The organism is Mycobacterium mantenii (genome assembly GCF_001667865.1).
Classification (GTDB): Bacteria; Actinomycetota; Actinomycetes; order Mycobacteriales; family Mycobacteriaceae; genus Mycobacterium; species Mycobacterium mantenii_A.
Window position 1 is genome coordinate 142,301 of sequence record NZ_LZJP01000128.1, and the last position, 14,319, is coordinate 156,619.

16 protein-coding genes are annotated in these 14,319 nt (G+C 67.4%); 6 read left to right on the forward strand and 10 right to left on the reverse strand.

The genetic code is table 11. The annotated features are described in order from the left end of the window. Nucleotides 1–59: 59 nt before the first annotated feature. Nucleotides 60–1,340, reverse strand: a complete 1,281-nt coding sequence (locus A5688_RS25140) for an ROK family protein (RefSeq protein WP_242660228.1) — start codon at nt 1,338–1,340, stop codon at nt 60–62. 233 nt (nt 1,341–1,573) lie between these two features. On the opposite strand from A5688_RS25140, the gene A5688_RS25145 reads away from it, so the two are divergent. Then, entirely contained in the window at nt 1,574–2,323 is a 750-nt protein-coding gene (locus A5688_RS25145) for an SDR family NAD(P)-dependent oxidoreductase (protein WP_067909156.1), read from the forward strand. Here the strand turns inward: A5688_RS25145 and A5688_RS25150 are convergent. Next, nucleotides 2,307–3,683 carry a L,D-transpeptidase gene (locus tag A5688_RS25150; RefSeq protein WP_207546743.1) on the reverse strand — a complete coding sequence of 459 codons (1,377 nt, stop codon included), beginning with the start codon at nt 3,681–3,683 and terminating at the stop codon, nt 2,307–2,309. The two genes, A5688_RS25145 and A5688_RS25150, sit on opposite strands and share 17 nt — an antisense overlap. A gap of 32 nt (nt 3,684–3,715) precedes the next feature. Further along, on the reverse strand, nt 3,716–4,825 hold the full coding sequence (locus A5688_RS25155; protein ID WP_067909153.1) for a UDP-N-acetylmuramate dehydrogenase: 1,110 nt from the start codon (nt 4,823–4,825) through the stop codon (nt 3,716–3,718). A gap of 26 nt (nt 4,826–4,851) precedes the next feature. On the opposite strand from A5688_RS25155, the gene A5688_RS25160 reads away from it, so the two are divergent. Genes A5688_RS25160 through A5688_RS25170 form a run of 3 tightly spaced genes read left to right on the forward strand, consistent with a single transcriptional unit; the run spans nt 4,852 to nt 7,293 of the window. Continuing rightward, nucleotides 4,852–5,364, forward strand: coding sequence for a DUF2505 domain-containing protein (locus A5688_RS25160; protein ID WP_067836929.1), 513 nt, complete (start codon nt 4,852–4,854; stop codon nt 5,362–5,364). Between the two features lie 55 nt (nt 5,365–5,419). Next, the gene (locus A5688_RS25165) at nt 5,420–6,253 is read left to right on the forward strand and encodes a carbon-nitrogen hydrolase family protein (RefSeq protein WP_067836926.1); all 834 of its coding nucleotides are present in this window, start codon (nt 5,420–5,422) and stop codon (nt 6,251–6,253) included. Then, nucleotides 6,250–7,293: an LmeA family phospholipid-binding protein gene (locus tag A5688_RS25170; protein ID WP_207546739.1), complete on the forward strand. Its 1,044-nt coding sequence runs from the start codon at nt 6,250–6,252 to the stop codon at nt 7,291–7,293. Before A5688_RS25165 ends, A5688_RS25170 begins: the two co-directional genes overlap by 4 nt. Before the next feature lie 19 nt (nt 7,294–7,312). On the opposite strand, the gene deoC is transcribed toward A5688_RS25170, so the two are convergent. From deoC to A5688_RS25200, 6 genes are all read right to left on the reverse strand, one after another. Further along, nucleotides 7,313–7,990: a deoxyribose-phosphate aldolase gene (gene deoC / locus A5688_RS25175; RefSeq protein WP_067836920.1), complete on the reverse strand. Its 678-nt coding sequence runs from the start codon at nt 7,988–7,990 to the stop codon at nt 7,313–7,315. Then, nucleotides 7,990–8,430: a DUF2599 domain-containing protein gene (locus A5688_RS25180; RefSeq protein WP_067836918.1), complete on the reverse strand. Its 441-nt coding sequence runs from the start codon at nt 8,428–8,430 to the stop codon at nt 7,990–7,992. Before A5688_RS25180 ends, deoC begins: the two co-directional genes overlap by 1 nt. 4 nt (nt 8,431–8,434) lie before the next feature. After that, a complete protein-coding gene (locus A5688_RS25185; protein ID WP_067103121.1) occupies nt 8,435–8,722 on the reverse strand; it encodes a DUF2516 family protein in 288 nt (95 codons plus the stop codon). An 87-nt stretch (nt 8,723–8,809) separates the two neighbouring features. Continuing rightward, on the reverse strand, nt 8,810–9,415 hold the full coding sequence (gene hbhA, locus A5688_RS25190; RefSeq protein WP_067837292.1) for a heparin-binding hemagglutinin HbhA: 606 nt from the start codon (nt 9,413–9,415) through the stop codon (nt 8,810–8,812). A 282-nt stretch (nt 9,416–9,697) separates the two neighbouring features. Beyond that, the gene (locus tag A5688_RS25195; RefSeq protein ID WP_067836915.1) at nt 9,698–10,111 is read right to left on the reverse strand and encodes a helix-turn-helix domain-containing protein; all 414 of its coding nucleotides are present in this window, start codon (nt 10,109–10,111) and stop codon (nt 9,698–9,700) included. 93 nt (nt 10,112–10,204) lie between these two features. After that, nucleotides 10,205–11,587 carry a DUF445 domain-containing protein gene (locus tag A5688_RS25200; RefSeq protein ID WP_120312597.1) on the reverse strand — a complete coding sequence of 461 codons (1,383 nt, stop codon included), beginning with the start codon at nt 11,585–11,587 and terminating at the stop codon, nt 10,205–10,207. Between the two features lie 134 nt (nt 11,588–11,721). On the opposite strand from A5688_RS25200, the gene A5688_RS25205 reads away from it, so the two are divergent. Further along, on the forward strand, nt 11,722–12,441 hold the full coding sequence (locus tag A5688_RS25205) for a TetR/AcrR family transcriptional regulator (RefSeq protein ID WP_067836909.1): 720 nt from the start codon (nt 11,722–11,724) through the stop codon (nt 12,439–12,441). A 186-nt stretch (nt 12,442–12,627) separates the two neighbouring features. After that, entirely contained in the window at nt 12,628–13,491 is an 864-nt protein-coding gene (gene pcaA, locus A5688_RS25210) for a cyclopropane mycolic acid synthase PcaA (RefSeq protein ID WP_068268302.1), read from the forward strand. Nucleotides 13,492–13,551: 60 nt separating this feature from the next. Here the strand turns inward: pcaA and A5688_RS25215 are convergent. Then, on the reverse strand, nt 13,552–14,319 hold a 768-nt coding region (locus tag A5688_RS25215), incomplete at its 5' end, for a cyclopropane mycolic acid synthase family methyltransferase (RefSeq protein ID WP_068268145.1).

Sequence of the window (14,319 nt, forward strand, 5' to 3'; positions counted from 1 at the left end):
CTGTCATCTTTACAGGATGGCTCGCCGGCCAGCTCAAGCGCGCTGGACACGAAGCCGCGTCAGGCGGACGACTCGTCGCGAGCCACGTCATGCAGCCGGGCGTCCAGGGCCCCCGCCCGCCGCATCGCGCCCAGCGGGTCGGCGTACAACCCGGACAGCGACACGGTTCCCGCCCCGGCCTCCTGCACTCGGTTGCCGAAGGCGGTCAGGCGTATGTCGCGGGGCCCCAGCACGGACCGTGCCGCGAACGCGGCCTCCACCTGCTCCATCGCCTCGGGGTATTCGGTGAATGCCTGGCCGCCCACCACCAATTCGTCGGGGTTGAGCATGTCGCGCAGCAATGCCACCGCCTCGCCGAGCACGCGGCCCCGCTCGGCGAGCAGGTCCCGGGCCTGCTGGTTGCCGGCTCGCGCCACCCGCAACAGATCGGAGATACCGGCAGCAGGCCCGTTCGCGCGGTTGGCGGGGGCAAACGGCAGGATGCGCTGCTGGCGGGCGACGGCCACGACGGCTTCGTCGCTGACCGTGGTTTCCAGCTGGCCGGTGCCGCCGAGCAGCTCGGAGTGGGCCGGCAAGGTCGCGATGGTGCCCGGGCCGCTGGCCGGGACGTGCACCCGCCCCCCGATCACCAGCGCATAGCCCACGGTCTCGCGGGCGTAGACGTACAAGCTGGTCGGCGAGCTGGGCAGGAATCGCCGCATGCCCAGCAGCAGCTCGGCGCCGGCCATGGCGTCGACGTGCGAGGCCACCGATACCGGCAGGCCCAGCGCGTCGGCCAGCACCTGTCCGACCGGTGCCTGCCGCCAGCCCAGTCGCGGGTGGTCGACCTGGCCGGTGGCGCTGTCGACGGTGCCACCGATGGCGACCCCGACCCACAGCGGCCGCCGACGATGCCAGCGCTGCAGGTAGCGGCGGGCGCTGTCGGCCAGCGACGCGAGGGCGGGCCCGGCGGGGTTTCGCGGTGTCGGGGTTTCCACCGTGTCGAGGGTGCGGCCGAACAGGTCGGTGGCCACGATGCTGGTGGTTCGCGCACCGATGTGGACGCCCAGCGTCACGAACGGCTCGTGGTTGACCTCCACCGGCACACGTGGGCGGCCGATCGCCCCGGAGACGGCCAGATCGGCGCGCTCTCGCAGCAGGCCGGCTTCCAGGAGCGCGATGACCTGGCGGTTGACCGTGGCGATGCTCAGTGAGGTGACGCCGGCGATGACGTCACGGCCGACGGGGCCACGCAGCCGGACGGCCCGGAACACGGAGGCGGCCGCCGAGTCGGGGATGTTCAGTGCCGGCGGCACGATCTGCCGGCGCACCGAGCGGTGGCCTTTTTGACCGGGCAGCAGATGCCCGACGGCACGACCGGGCGAATGATGGGTAGGGGTGAGGGTATTCGTGCGCACGAGCGTCCTTTGTCCGATTTTTGCTGGCCGTCTTGGCCACACCTGGCTGGGTCAGGAGCGGCAAAGTGCGCAGCAACAACACGCACCCGCCGCGCAAAGACACGCGGCGGTCGTGGTGTTGGACAGGGCGCTGTGGAGCACACGAAAAATCTAGCACGTTCATTAAGGTTGTTTCGATGGTGAAAACTGGCAGGAATAAACGAGTCGCAGTAGTCACGGGGGCGAGTTCGGGGATCGGCGCAGCAACCGCCCGAATCCTGGCTGCGCAGGGCTTTCACGTCGTCGCCGTGGCGCGCCGGGCGGACCGGATTCAGGCCCTGGCCAGTGAAATCGGCGGTACCGCGATTGTGGCCGATGTCACAGATGACGCTGCGGTCGAAACATTGGCGAGCAAAGTGGACCGCGTCGACGTGTTGGTTAACAACGCCGGCGGCGCCAGGGGGCTGGCGCCGGTCGCCGATGCCGACCTGGAGCATTGGCGGTGGATGTGGGAGACCAATGTGATCGGCACGCTGCGGGTCACCCGGGCGTTGTTGCCCAAGCTGGTCGATTCCGGCGACGGGCTGATCATCACCGTCACTTCCGTTGCGGCACTTGAGGTTTACGACGGCGGCGCCGGGTACACGGCGGCCAAGCACGGCCAGGGAGCGCTGCACCGCACGCTGCGGGGCGAGCTGTTGGGCAAACCGGTGCGGCTGACCGAGATCGCCCCGGGTGCGGTCGAAACGGAATTCTCACTGGTCCGCTTCGACGGCGACCAACAACGCGCGGACGCCGTCTACACCGGCATCACTCCGCTGGTGGCCGACGATGTGGCCGAGGTGATCGGGTTCGTCGCCTCGCGACCGTCACACGTCGATCTGGACCTGATCGTGATGAAGCCGCGCGACCAGGCGTCGGCCTCCCGGTTTAACCGCCGGGGGTAGCCGGGCCGGTGCTGGCGGGAGTTGTCGACGTGGTCGGGGTGCCCGACAGGGTCGGCGCGTTGGATGGCGTGACCGGTGCGGTGACCGGGATCTGCGTCGACGGCGGGCGCGCGGTGGGGGGCGGCAGCGCGGACATGGCCACCCAGGTGTCCCAGTCCACGGCCCAGTCCCAGATGTCGCCGTCGGAGTAGGACAGCTGGATCGTGCTGCCGGTCACCTCGACGGGGTCGCCGTACATCGCCGATTGGAAGTACTGCTCGGCGTCGCCGGTCGACAGGTTGATGCAGCCGTTGGTGACGTTGGTGTTGCCCTGCGCGCCGGCGCTCGCCGGGTTGGCGTGGATGAACTCGCCGTTGTTGGAGATCCGCACCGCCCAGCGCTCGTGCACGTGGCTGTAGCCGGCGGCCGGGTTGGACATGTAGAAGTCGGCGTACTTCTCGCTGACCACGTGGATGCCGTTGCGGGTGACGTTGCGCGCCTTGTCGGCTTCGCCGTAGCTGCACGCGAAGTCCATGACGACGCCCTCGTCGCGGATCACCTGGATGCGGTGCGACGAGACCTCGGCCTTCACCACCTGCCGGCGACCGATCTGGATGTTCAGCGAGATGTCCTCGGCACCGTAGGCGCTGTCGCCGAACGGCAGGCCGTAGAGCTTGGCCTCGACGTTGACCGTGGTGCCCGCCGGGTAGTACTCGCGAGTGCGCCAGTGCGCCCGGGCGCCGGCCGCCTCGTCGGGCAGCCAGGCCCAGCTGCCCTCGACGGGCGGGTTGGTGGTGACGGTCAGCGCCTTTTCGACGGCGGCCTTGTCGCTGATCGGCGCGTCGAACTGGATGATGATGGGCGCCGCGACCCCGACGGTCTGGCCGTCGGCGAGCTGGAATGCCCCACCGATCTTCTTGGTGGGCGACACGGTGGTGAACTTGCCTGCCACCGGGATCGCCTTGCCGTCGTGCCCGACGGCCGAGCCGCTCCAGGTGTAGGTCTGGTCGTAGCCCAGCGGCTCGGTGGTCGTGTAGACGGTGCGGTCTTGATTGAAGGCGCCGGCGACGGCCTTGCCCGACGAATTGGCCAGCGTGACGTGCTGGAACCAGCCTTCGTTGACCTCGACGCTGACCGGAGCGATCGGCACCACGTTGTCGGTCGCGTTGGCCGGCTGGTACTTGAGCTGGGGCGCCGGCTGCTCTTTCTTCTCGGCCTGTTTCGCGGTCGGGCCGCCGCATGCGGCCAGCACGTTGGGGGCGAGCACGCCCAGCCCAAGGGTCGCCAGAGCGGCACGCCGGTTGAACGGCCGCGGGGCGCGGGACGGGGTCACGAAAATCAAAGATACCGGGGAAAATCGGCCACCCCGGCCACGACAAATCGGCGCCGGGAGCGCGTCGGCAAATTTTGCCGCTACAGCCTGCAGCCGAGCAGAACGGGTTCGGGGACCAATGTGATGCCAAACACAGCCTCCACGCCGTCGCGGATGCTGCGGGCCAGGGCTATCACGTCCTCGGAGCGGGCGCCGCCGCGGTTGGTCAGCGCCAGCGCGTGCTTGGTGGACAACCGGCAGGGCCGTTCGAGACCGCGTGGGCCCGGCTCCGGGTAGCCCTTGCCGAAGCCCGCCCGCTCCACCAGCCAGCCGGCGGCCAGCTTGACGCCGTCGGGCGCCGGATAGTGCGGGACCGGCCCGTCGACGGTCGCCGCCAGCCGCTTGTAGACGTCCGGGGCGACCACCGGGTTGGTGAAGAACGAACCCACGCTCCAGGTGTCGTGATCGGCCGGGTCGAGCACCATGCCCTTGCGCGCCCGCAAGGCCAGCACCGCGTCGCGAACGGCTTGCGGGTCAGAGCGCTCGCCGGCGCCCACGCCCAGCTCGGCGGCCAGCTCGCCGTAGCGCAGCGGCGCGCTGCGCCCGGACGGATCCAGCACGAACTCCACTTCCAGTACGACAGAAGGGGTTTCACCGTCGCCGCGTTTGAACACGCTGGTGCGGTAGCCGAAGCCCAGCTCGCCGCCCGGCACCCAGCCCACCTCGCCGCTGCGGCGATCCAGCACCCGGACCCGGGTGATGGTGTCGGAGACTTCGGCGCCGTAGGCCCCGACGTTCTGCACCGGGGTCGCCCCGGCCGATCCGGGAATGCCGGACAGGCATTCCAGCCCGCCGAGGCCGTGCTCGATGGCCGCGACCACGACGTCGTCCCACACCGCGCCCGCCTGGGCGCGGACCAGGTTGCCCTCGACGGTGATGCCGGCGTTGGCCAGCCGCACCGCGGTCAGGTCCGCGCACGTGTCGGAAATCACCAGGTTGGAGCCGCCGGCGAAGACCAGGACCGGGCCGCGTTGTCCGCCAGGCGTTTCGGTGTCCAGCCGCCGCAGGGCGGCGATCACCTGTTCGCTGGTCGTGCAGGTGATCAGGCGGCGCGCGGTCGGTCCGACCCGCAGCGTGGTCAGGGGCGCCAGTGGCGCGGCGTCGGCCACCGACGCACCGCCGAACTCCGATCCGGCACCGCTGGATTTCATGGCCCGTAACGGTAGCCTGACCTGCTATGCCGCGTTCATTCGACTTGTCGGCCGACTACGACGGCAGCGTTGAGGAGGTGCATCGCGCCTTCACCGACGCGGAATACTGGCGGGCCAGGCTGGCCGGGTCCGGTGTCGACCTCGCCACGCTGGAGTCGCTGCGGGTCGGCGTCGAGGACACCGTCGAGGTCGTCACGCTGCAGGTGATCCGCAGTCACAAGCTGCCCGGAATGGTCACCCAGCTGCACAACGGCGACCTGTGTATCCGGCGCGAGGAGACGTGGGGGCCGGTCACCGACGGCGCCGCGACGGGGTCGGTCGTGGGTTCGATCGTGGATGCGCCGGTGCAACTAGCCGGCACCGCCGTCCTGGAGGCCGTCGAAGAGACCGGCGGCGCCAGGTTGACGTTCCGCGCCACGGTGCAGGTGCGCGTCCCGATCATCGGCGGCAAGTTGGAGAACATCATCGGCACCAGGCTGGCGGAAGTGGTCGCCGCCGAGCAGCGCTTCACCACGGAGTGGATCTCCAATACGGCCTGAGGCCGATGCGTCGCCGGGCCCGGGCCGCGTCGTCGCCGGGCCTAAGCTGGCGCTCATGCGAATCGCCTTGGCGCAGATCCTCAGCGGCACCGATCCGGCAGCAAACCTGCAGCTGGTGGACGAATACAGCCGCCGGGCCGCCGATTCGGGCGCGAAGCTGGTGGTGTTCCCGGAGGCGACCATGTGCCGGTTCGGCGTGCCGCTGGGCCCGGTCGCCGAGCCGGTCGACGGCCCCTGGGCCGACGGGGTGCGCCGCATCGCGGCCGAGGTGAACATCGCCGTCGTCGCCGGCATGTTCACCCCGGCCGGCGACGGGCGGGTGAAAAACACGCTGATCGCCGTGGGGCTGGACGATCCCGCCGCGCCCGACGCCCACTACGACAAGATCCACCTCTACGACGCATTCGGCTTCACCGAATCCCGCACGGTCGCGCCGGGACACGACCCTGTAGTGATCACGGTCGACGGCGTCCGAATCGGGCTGACCATTTGCTATGACGTTCGGTTTCCCGCGCTCTACACCGAGCTGGCCCGCCGCGGGGCCCAGGTGATCGCCGTGTGCGCATCCTGGGGCGCGGGCCCCGGCAAACTCGACCAGTGGACGCTGCTGGCCCGCGCCCGCGCGCTCGATTCGATGAGCTACGTCGCGGCGGCGGGTCAGGCGGATCCCGCCGACGCGTACGGATCCGGGTCGGGGGCACCGACCGGCGTCGGGGGCAGCCTGGTCGTCTCCCCGCTGGGCGAAGTCGTCGCGTCGGCAGGCCCGCAACCGCAGCTGGTGATGGCCGACATCGACGTCGGCAGGGTCGCCGACGCGCGCAAGACCATCGCAGTCCTCAGCAACCGCTCGGACTTTGCTCAGGTTGATAGGGCAGAATCGGTCGGGTGACGAACCCACAAGGACCACCGAACCCGGACCCGTCGAAGTGGGCCCGTCCCGCCAACCAGGGACCCTTCGGCCAGCCGCCCACGGAGCGGCCGACCGAGCGGATTAGCACCGGCGGCCAGGGTCACGTACCCCCGCCGCCTCCCGCTGCCGGTCCCCCGCCGGGCCAGACCGAGCGATTCGGGACGCCCCAGCCGAACATGCAGCAGCCTGGCTACCCGCCTCCGCCGACCCCGCCCGCGGGTCCGACGGAGCGGCTGACGACGCCCCCCGGCGATGACGCGACGCCCGGGAAAAAGAAGCGCCGCTTCGGTCGCGACCCGGTGTCCATCCTGCTGATCTTCATCATCGTGTTCGCGCTGATCATCGCCGCGCTGATCGGGGCCGAACTCTACGTGCGCCACGTCGCGGACTCCAAGGTCGCCGAGGCGGTGGCATGCGAGGTCAAGGACCAGGCCACCGCGTCCTTCGGGGTGACACCCCTGATGCTGTGGCAGCAGGCGACCAAGCACTACACCAACATCTCGGTGCAGACCGCCGGCAACAACATCCGCGACGCCAAGGGCATGAAGCTCTCGATCAACATCAACGACGTCCGGCTCAAGGACACGGGCAACTCGAAGGGCACCCTCGGCTCGCTGGACGCCACGATCGACTGGACCAGTGACGGCATCAAGCAGTCGGTGCAGAACGCGATCCCGGTGCTGGGCCCGTTCGTCACCAACACCGTGACCACTCATCCCGCCGACGGCACGATCGAGTTGAAGGGCATGCTGGACAACATCACGGCCAAGCCGGTGGTGTCGGGCACCGGGTTGCAGCTGCAGATCGTCAGCTTCAACGCGCTCGGTTTCACCATGCCCAAGGAGTCGGTGCAGTCGACGCTGGACGACTTCACCTCGAACCTGACGAAGAACTACCCGCTGGGCATCCACGCCGACAGCGTGCAGGTCACCGATAAGGGTGTGACCAGCCACTTCTCCACGCGGAACGCCACCATCCCCGCCGGGAACAACAACGACCCCTGCTTCGCCAACCTCTGACGGCAGGCGTCCAGTCCGTTCACCCGAGGCCGTCGAGCACCCCGCGGGTCCCCGACAGCCCCAGCCGGGTGGCGCCGGCATCCAGCATCGCGAGCGCGTCCGCGGCGGTGCGGATGCCGCCGCTGGCCTTCACCCCAAGGCGCCCACCGACGGTCTCGGCCATCAGCGCCACCGCGCGCACGGATGCGCCGCCCGCCGGGTGAAACCCCGTTGACGTCTTGACGAAGTCGGCGCCGGCGTCTTCGGCGGCGCGGCATGCCTGCGCCAGCGTGGGTTCGCCCGCCAGGGCCAACAGCGCCGCCGATTCGACGATCACCTTGAGGACGGCGCCGCCGATCGCGCTGCGCACGGCATGCACGTCGGAGCGCACCGCCTCGATGTCGCCGGCCAGCGCCGCCCCGACATCGATGACCATGTCGATCTCGACGGCACCCGAGGCGACGGCCAGGGCCGCTTCGTGCGCCTTCACCGCCGGGAGGTGCTTGCCGGACGGAAAACCCGCCACGGCGGCCACCCGCACACCGCTGCCGGCCCGCACGGCGACGGGCACCAGCGAAGGCGAGACGCACACCGCGTAGACGCCCAATTCGGCCGCTTCGGCGACCAGGGCGGCCACGTCGGCCTCGGTTGCTTCGGGTTTGAGCAGAGTGTGGTCGACGAAGGCCGCCAACTGAGCGCGGCTGGGTTGGGTTGCCATCAGAAGGATTCTTCCGGACCGCCGGGATTGCAGCCGGAGGCAACCATGTCGGCTTCGTCGACGACGGGTCGCCACGGCTCCAGGTTCCAGCTGACCTTGCCGGGCTGACCGAGTTCGGCGAACTGCCAGTGACAGACGAACTGCGCGCGCATGCCGGCGGTGTCGGCGTCCGGGGACAAGGCGAGCACCTCGGCCCAGGCCTCGTCGGCCAGGGCCGTGGTTGCGGGGATTCTCGAGGCGGTCCGGCCGGCCGGCGACGGGAAGACCCGCAGGCTGCTTCGGCCCTGCCACTGCGCCCACCGCGTGTGGTCGATGTACGGCGGCGGCGGGACGGCGGGGTCGGCGGCGCCGCCGCCCGGGTCGGGCGCAGCGGCGGCGGGCGGCACCGGGCAGGACAGGGCGACGAGCGCCGCTATCGGCGCCGTCAGCAGGGCCTTCATTCCGCTAGCGCGACTTACCTTGAATCTCAAGCAGTTTGGGCCGCACGTCAACCAGGTAGACACCGGCGGCACAGGCCGCGATCGCCATGCCGAGCACGCCGAACACGAAGCCCAAGATGGATGTCAGGGCGACCGCCCCTCCCAGGATCAGCAACCACACCGGCTTGGTCAGCTTCTCGGCGGCGGTATAGGCGTCGGGTCGTTGCAGCGCGGCATGCACGAACGCGTAGATCGCCGTGACCAGGACGGCGATCTGCAAGACCAGCATGACGGTTCCCACGAGGTGGCTCACGCCTTAAGCGTAGGCGGGCGTCCGCCAAAACGTCGACTCCGAGTCACCCGAAGGCGACTCGGAGCCGGACGTGGTGGTGCACCTGGCTTACTTCTGGGTGACCTTCTTGGCCGGAGCCTTCTTGGCGGGGGCCTTCTTGGCCGGAGCCTTCTTGGCCGGGGCCTTCTTGGCGACGGCCTTCTGGGCCTTCTTGGTGGTCGCTTCGGTCTTGCCGGGCAGCTCGATGCCGACCAGCTTGGCGGCGCGCTCGCCGACCGCGCGGGTCTGCGACGCGACGGTGCCGAGCGCTTCCTGCGTCAGCTCCACGGCCTGGTCGACATAGCCCTCGGCGCGCGCGGAGGCGTCCTCGAAGGCGGTCTGGTTACGCAGCCGCTGCAGGGCCGCCTCGCCGCGCTCCACCAGCTCGTTGTACCGGGTGGTAGCCGCCTCGAGGTAGCCCTCGGCGGCCTTGCGCAGCTCGTCGGTGGTGAACCTGTCGCGCAGCTCGGTGAACTGCTCGGGCAGGTCCTCCTGAAGCTTGGTGAGGCGAGCGCGGCGCTCCCCGACCCGGGTGCGGGTCTCGACGCGGGTCTCTTCGGCGCGCTCCCGCAGGCCGGCGATCAGGTCGTTGACGGTGGCCAACGCCAGGTCGGCCGCACCCAGGGCGGCGAGCAGCGGGGCCCGCAAGTCTTCGATGTTGGTGTTTTCCGCCATGGTCGTTCCTTTCATGGTGTTTGGTCTCGCTTCGGTTATTTCGGTGTTATCAGTTGTCTGGTCGATAAGTTAGGTGCAAAAGTCTCCTTTGCAACTGGGGCCGCCAGTGCCCGGGTGGTTAGCCCAGCAATTCAGCTGGAACCGGTTAGGTCCTCCCCCGTTGGGTAACCGCGACGGCCGGTCGTCTATACATCATCAACTCGCTACCGCGAGGTGGAAAGCCCGCTTCGTGGCGCGAATCCCCTGGCACAGCTGGCTACGGTGCAGGGCCGAACGGGCTGATCAGTTGTCGGATTCCGTCGAACACTCCTCGTGGATCGATTCGTTCTGCTGGGCGAACGATGAGTAGATGTCGAGCAGGATTTGCTTTTGGCGCTCGGTGATCGCGGTGTCGGTGACGATCGCGTCCCGCACCTGACTTTTGTCACTGGGTTCGAGAATCCCGGCGCGCACATAGAGAACCTCGGCGGAAACCCGGAGGGCCTTCGCGATCTGGTTCAAGACATCGGCAGAGGGCTTACGCAATCCGCGCTCCACCTGGCTCAGATATGGATTGCTGACCCCGGACTTCTCGGCGAGCTGACGCACCGAGACCTGCGCGAGTTCGCGCTGGCTGCGGATGAAACTACCGATGTCGGAGGCCATGTCGGAGGCAGCGTTGGACACCTTGGCGGAGAGCTTCTCCTCGGGTGTCATGGCGTGCTCCTGGTCGAGTGGCTGATGTTGACGCACACAGACTACAACAAGTGCTTGCTATTGCAAGCACTTGTTAGCACTGCTAGAAATCCGCTAGATCAGCAACTGCGCGACGGCGTAGATCACCAAACCCGCCAGGGACCCGACCACGGTTCCGTTGATCCGGATAAATTGCAGGTCACGGCCCACGTGCAATTCGATGCGCCGGCTGGCCTCCTCGGCGTCCCAGCGCTCGATCGTGTCGGTGATGATCGCCGTGATCTCCACCCCATACTGCGAGACCAAATGCTGGGCCGCCCGGACCAGCCAGTTGTCGACCTTGTCGCGCAGTTCGGCGTCGTCGCGTAGCGATTCCCCGATGCGCACCACCGTGTCGGCGATCCGGGTGCGCAGCGTGCTGGACGGGTCGTCGACACCCTCGAGCACCAGTCGTTTCAGGGTCTTCCACGCGGTCGCGGCGGCGTTCGCGATCTCGTCACGCGCCATCAGCTGCTCTTTGATCGCGTCGGCGCGCGCGATGGTGTCCGGATCGTGCTGCAGGTCGTCGGCGAAGTCGAACAGGAAACGGGTGGCCGACCGGCGCAGTTCGTGGTCCGGATTGCGGCGCACCTTGTCGGTGAAATCCATCAGCTCGCGGTGGATGCGGTCGCCGACCAGATGGTCGACGAAGCGCGGCGACCAGGTCGGTGAATCGCGCTCGACCACGCGCTGAATGACCTCACCGGCCTTCAATGACCACTGAAACGCCCGGTCGGCCAGCAACTGGATCAGCGCCTCCTGCCGGTGCTCGGCCAGCAAGGTGGCCAGCACCCGCCCGACCGGCGGGCCCCACTGCGGTTCGGCGATGCGGCGCACGATCATCCGGTCGATCACCTGCTGGACGTCCTCGTCGCGCAGCAACTCCACCAGCACCCGCAGCACCGTGGCCGTCTCGCTGACCACCCGTTCGGCGTGTGCGGCTTCCGACAGCCACTTACCGAGCCTGCCGGACACCTGGGCGTCGCGCAGTTTGGTTTCGACCACTTCCGGCGATAGGAAGTTCTCCCGTACAAACGTGCCCAGACCCTCGCCCAGCTGGTCTTTCTTCCGCTTGATGATCGCGGTGTGCGGGATGGGGATACCCAGCGGGTGCCGGAAAAGCGCGGTCACCGCGAACCAGTCCGCCAGGGCGCCCACCATCCCGGCCTCGGCGGCGGCGCCGACGTATCCGACCCAGGCCCCCAAGCTGGCATGCGCCTGGGCCCACCGGCAGGCGAGGAACACGCCGGTGGCACCGATCAGGAAACTCAGTGCCACCATCTTCATCCGGCGCAGCGCAACCCGGCGCTGCGCGTCGGCTTCGGGATCGGCGCCGGCGAAGGTCTCGGCAAGGGAAGCGCGCCCCGCGCGCGGGGAAGTCAACGGCGTCGCCGAATCGGGCCTCGCCCGCGGCGGGCCCGACGTTTCGCCTCGCACCGAGGCTCTGTGTGACACCACTCCATCATCTATCTTTCCCCGCAATCGGGGTACGACACTGTTCGCGACGTCTCACCCACGCCCGGCCAGAGCGAGAAACGCACCCCCTCACGCCGTAAGATCAGGGGCGTCTAGGGAATGGGAATTAGGCGACAGTGGCAGAGCACATCACGGCTGTGAGCGTCAAAATGGATGGGCGCAAGCGGCGCTGGCATCAACACAAAGTGGAGCGTCGTAACGAACTGGTCGACGGCACGATTGACGCGATTCGCCGGTTGGGCGGCGCGCTGAGCATGGACGAGATCGCCGCCGAGATCGGGGTCTCCAAAACGGTGCTGTACCGCTATTTCGTCGACAAGAACGACCTCACGACGGCCGTGATGATGCGGTTCACCCAAACCACCCTGATTCCGAACATGGCTGCGGCCCTTACCTCTAACCTCGACGGCTTCGACCTGGCCCGCGAAATCATCCGCGTATACGTCGAAACGGTCGCCAACGAGCCCGAGCCCTACCGGTTCGTGATGGCCAACAGCTCGGCCAGCAAGAGCAAGGTCCTTGCCGACTCCGAGCGGATCATCGCCCGCATGCTCGCGGTGATGATGCGCCGCCGCATGCAGCATGCCGGGATGGACACCGGCGGCGTCGAACCGTGGGCATATTTGATCGTCGGCGGCGTGCAGTTGGCCACCCATTCCTGGATGTCGAACCCGCGCATGAGTCGCGACGAGTTGATCGACTATCTGACGATGCTGAGCTGGAATGCGCTCAAGGGAATCGTCGAAGTCGGCGGCTCGCTGGAGAAGTTTCGCGAGGAGCCGCACCCGTCACCGATCGTGCCGCCCCGAGAGCTGGACAACGGGTCCGCGTTCTAAAACGGCCCGGCGCCCGGTAGGCGCTTTTGGGAATTTCACCCGTTCCGTGTGAGGCTGGGACGCGCCGTGTGCGGGCGCCTCGGACCGTCGCAGCGATTAGCATGCAGTGGGGGTATCGGGGGATATCGCGGGTTGTCGTTTGGCTGCCTCCCCTTGTCCCCGGCATATAGAAAGGCTTTTGTCGACATGTCTGTGCAGCTCACGCCGCATTTCGGAAATGTGCAAGCCCATTACGACTTGTCCGACGACTTCTTCCGTCTGTTCTTGGATCCCACTCAGACCTACAGTTGCGCCTACTTCGAGCGTGACGACATGACGCTCGAGGAGGCGCAGATCGCGAAAATCGATCTGGCGCTGGGGAAGCTGAAGCTCGAGCCCGGGATGACGCTGCTGGACATCGGTTGCGGCTGGGGCGCCACGCTGCGGCGGGCCATCGAGAAATATGACGTCAACGTCGTGGGCCTGACGCTGTCGGAGAACCAGGCGGAGCACGTGCAGCAGTCCTTCGACCAGATGGATACCTCCCGCACCCGACGTGTGCTGCTGGAAGGCTGGGAGAAGTTCCACGAGCCGGTGGACCGCATCGTGTCGATCGGCGCGTTCGAGCACTTCGGCCGGCAACGCTACGGCCGCTTCTTCAAGATGGCCTACCAGGCGCTGCCGCCCGGCGGAGTGATGTTGCTGCACACCATCGTTCGTCCGTCGTTCAAGGACGCCCGGGCCAAGGGCATGACACTGACCCACGAGATCGTCCAGTTCTCGCAATTCATTCTGGCCGAGATTTTCCCCGGCGGCTGGCTGCCGACCCCGCAGACCGTCGGCGAGTATGGGGTGACGACGGGCTTCGAGTTGACCCGCGTCCAGTCGCTGCAATTGCACTACGCCAGAACCCTGGACCTGTGGGCCGAAGCCCTCGAGGCCAATCGCGAGCAGGCCCTGGCGATCCAGTCCCACGAGGTCTACGACCGGTACATGAAGTACCTGACCGGCTGCGCGAAGCTGTTCCGTGAGGGATACACCGACGTCAATCAATTCACGCTGGAAAAGTAACCGGACCACAACGAGCAATCAGCCCCGAACGAATCACGTTCGGGGCTGAATTGCTTTGTCCTACTTGACCATCGTGAACTGCCCCACATTGCAGACGCCCTTGCGGAAGAAGTTCTCGCACCCCGTCAGGTAGTGCATGTACCGGTCGTAGACCTCTTGCGATTGGACAGCGATCGCCTTGTCCTTATTGGCTTCCAGATTGGCCGCCCATATGTTGAGGGTCCGCTCGTAATGCTTCTGCAGCAACTGCACCCGTTCGATCGAGAAGCCAGCAGCCTCACCGAACTTGAAGATATCCTCCTGCGCCGGCAGCTGTCCGCCGGGGAAGATTTCCTGGCCGATGAATCGCATGAAGCGCAAATCGCTCATCGTGATCGAAACACCGCGCTCATGCTGCTGCTTTTGGGAATACGCCAAAATCGTGTGCAACAGCATGCGGCCGTCATCGGGAAGGATGTCGTACGCGCGCTCGAAAAATGCCGAGTAGCGCTCCATCTTGAAAGCTTCGAAGGCGCCGATCGTGACAATCCGGTCGACCTTGTCTTCGAACTCTTCCCAGCCTTGTAGGCGCACCTCGATGTTGCGGTCGGTCGGCAACGCGGCCAGCTTGTTCTTGCTGTACTCGAACTGATTGCGGCTCAGCGTGATTCCGATGACGTTGACGTCGTACTTCTCGACAGCCCGCTTCAGGGCGCCGCCCCAGCCGCAGCCGATGTCCAGCAGCGTCATCCCGGGCTCGAGGTTCAGCTTTCCCAGCGCCAGGTCGAACTTCGCGATTTGAGCTTCTTCGAGCGTCATGTCGTCGCGCTCGAAGTAGGCGCAGGTGTA

What these genes read in the sequence shown, in the direction of transcription:
- A5688_RS25195 (WP_067836915.1), bottom strand. Translation starts at nt 10,111, where the DNA reads ATGACACCCGAGGAGAAGCTCTCCGCCAAGGTGTCCAACGCTGCCTCC.
- A5688_RS25160 (WP_067836929.1), top strand. Translation starts at nt 4,852, where the DNA reads ATGCCGCGTTCATTCGACTTGTCGGCCGACTACGACGGCAGCGTTGAG.
- deoC (WP_067836920.1), bottom strand. Translation starts at nt 7,990, where the DNA reads ATGGCAACCCAACCCAGCCGCGCTCAGTTGGCGGCCTTCGTCGACCAC.
- hbhA (WP_067837292.1), bottom strand. Translation starts at nt 9,415, where the DNA reads ATGGCGGAAAACACCAACATCGAAGACTTGCGGGCCCCGCTGCTCGCC.
- A5688_RS25180 (WP_067836918.1), bottom strand. Translation starts at nt 8,430, where the DNA reads ATGAAGGCCCTGCTGACGGCGCCGATAGCGGCGCTCGTCGCCCTGTCC.
- A5688_RS25155 (WP_067909153.1), bottom strand. Translation starts at nt 4,825, where the DNA reads ATGAAATCCAGCGGTGCCGGATCGGAGTTCGGCGGTGCGTCGGTGGCC.
- A5688_RS25145 (WP_067909156.1), top strand. Translation starts at nt 1,574, where the DNA reads ATGGTGAAAACTGGCAGGAATAAACGAGTCGCAGTAGTCACGGGGGCG.
- pcaA (WP_068268302.1), top strand. Translation starts at nt 12,628, where the DNA reads ATGTCTGTGCAGCTCACGCCGCATTTCGGAAATGTGCAAGCCCATTAC.
- A5688_RS25165 (WP_067836926.1), top strand. Translation starts at nt 5,420, where the DNA reads ATGCGAATCGCCTTGGCGCAGATCCTCAGCGGCACCGATCCGGCAGCA.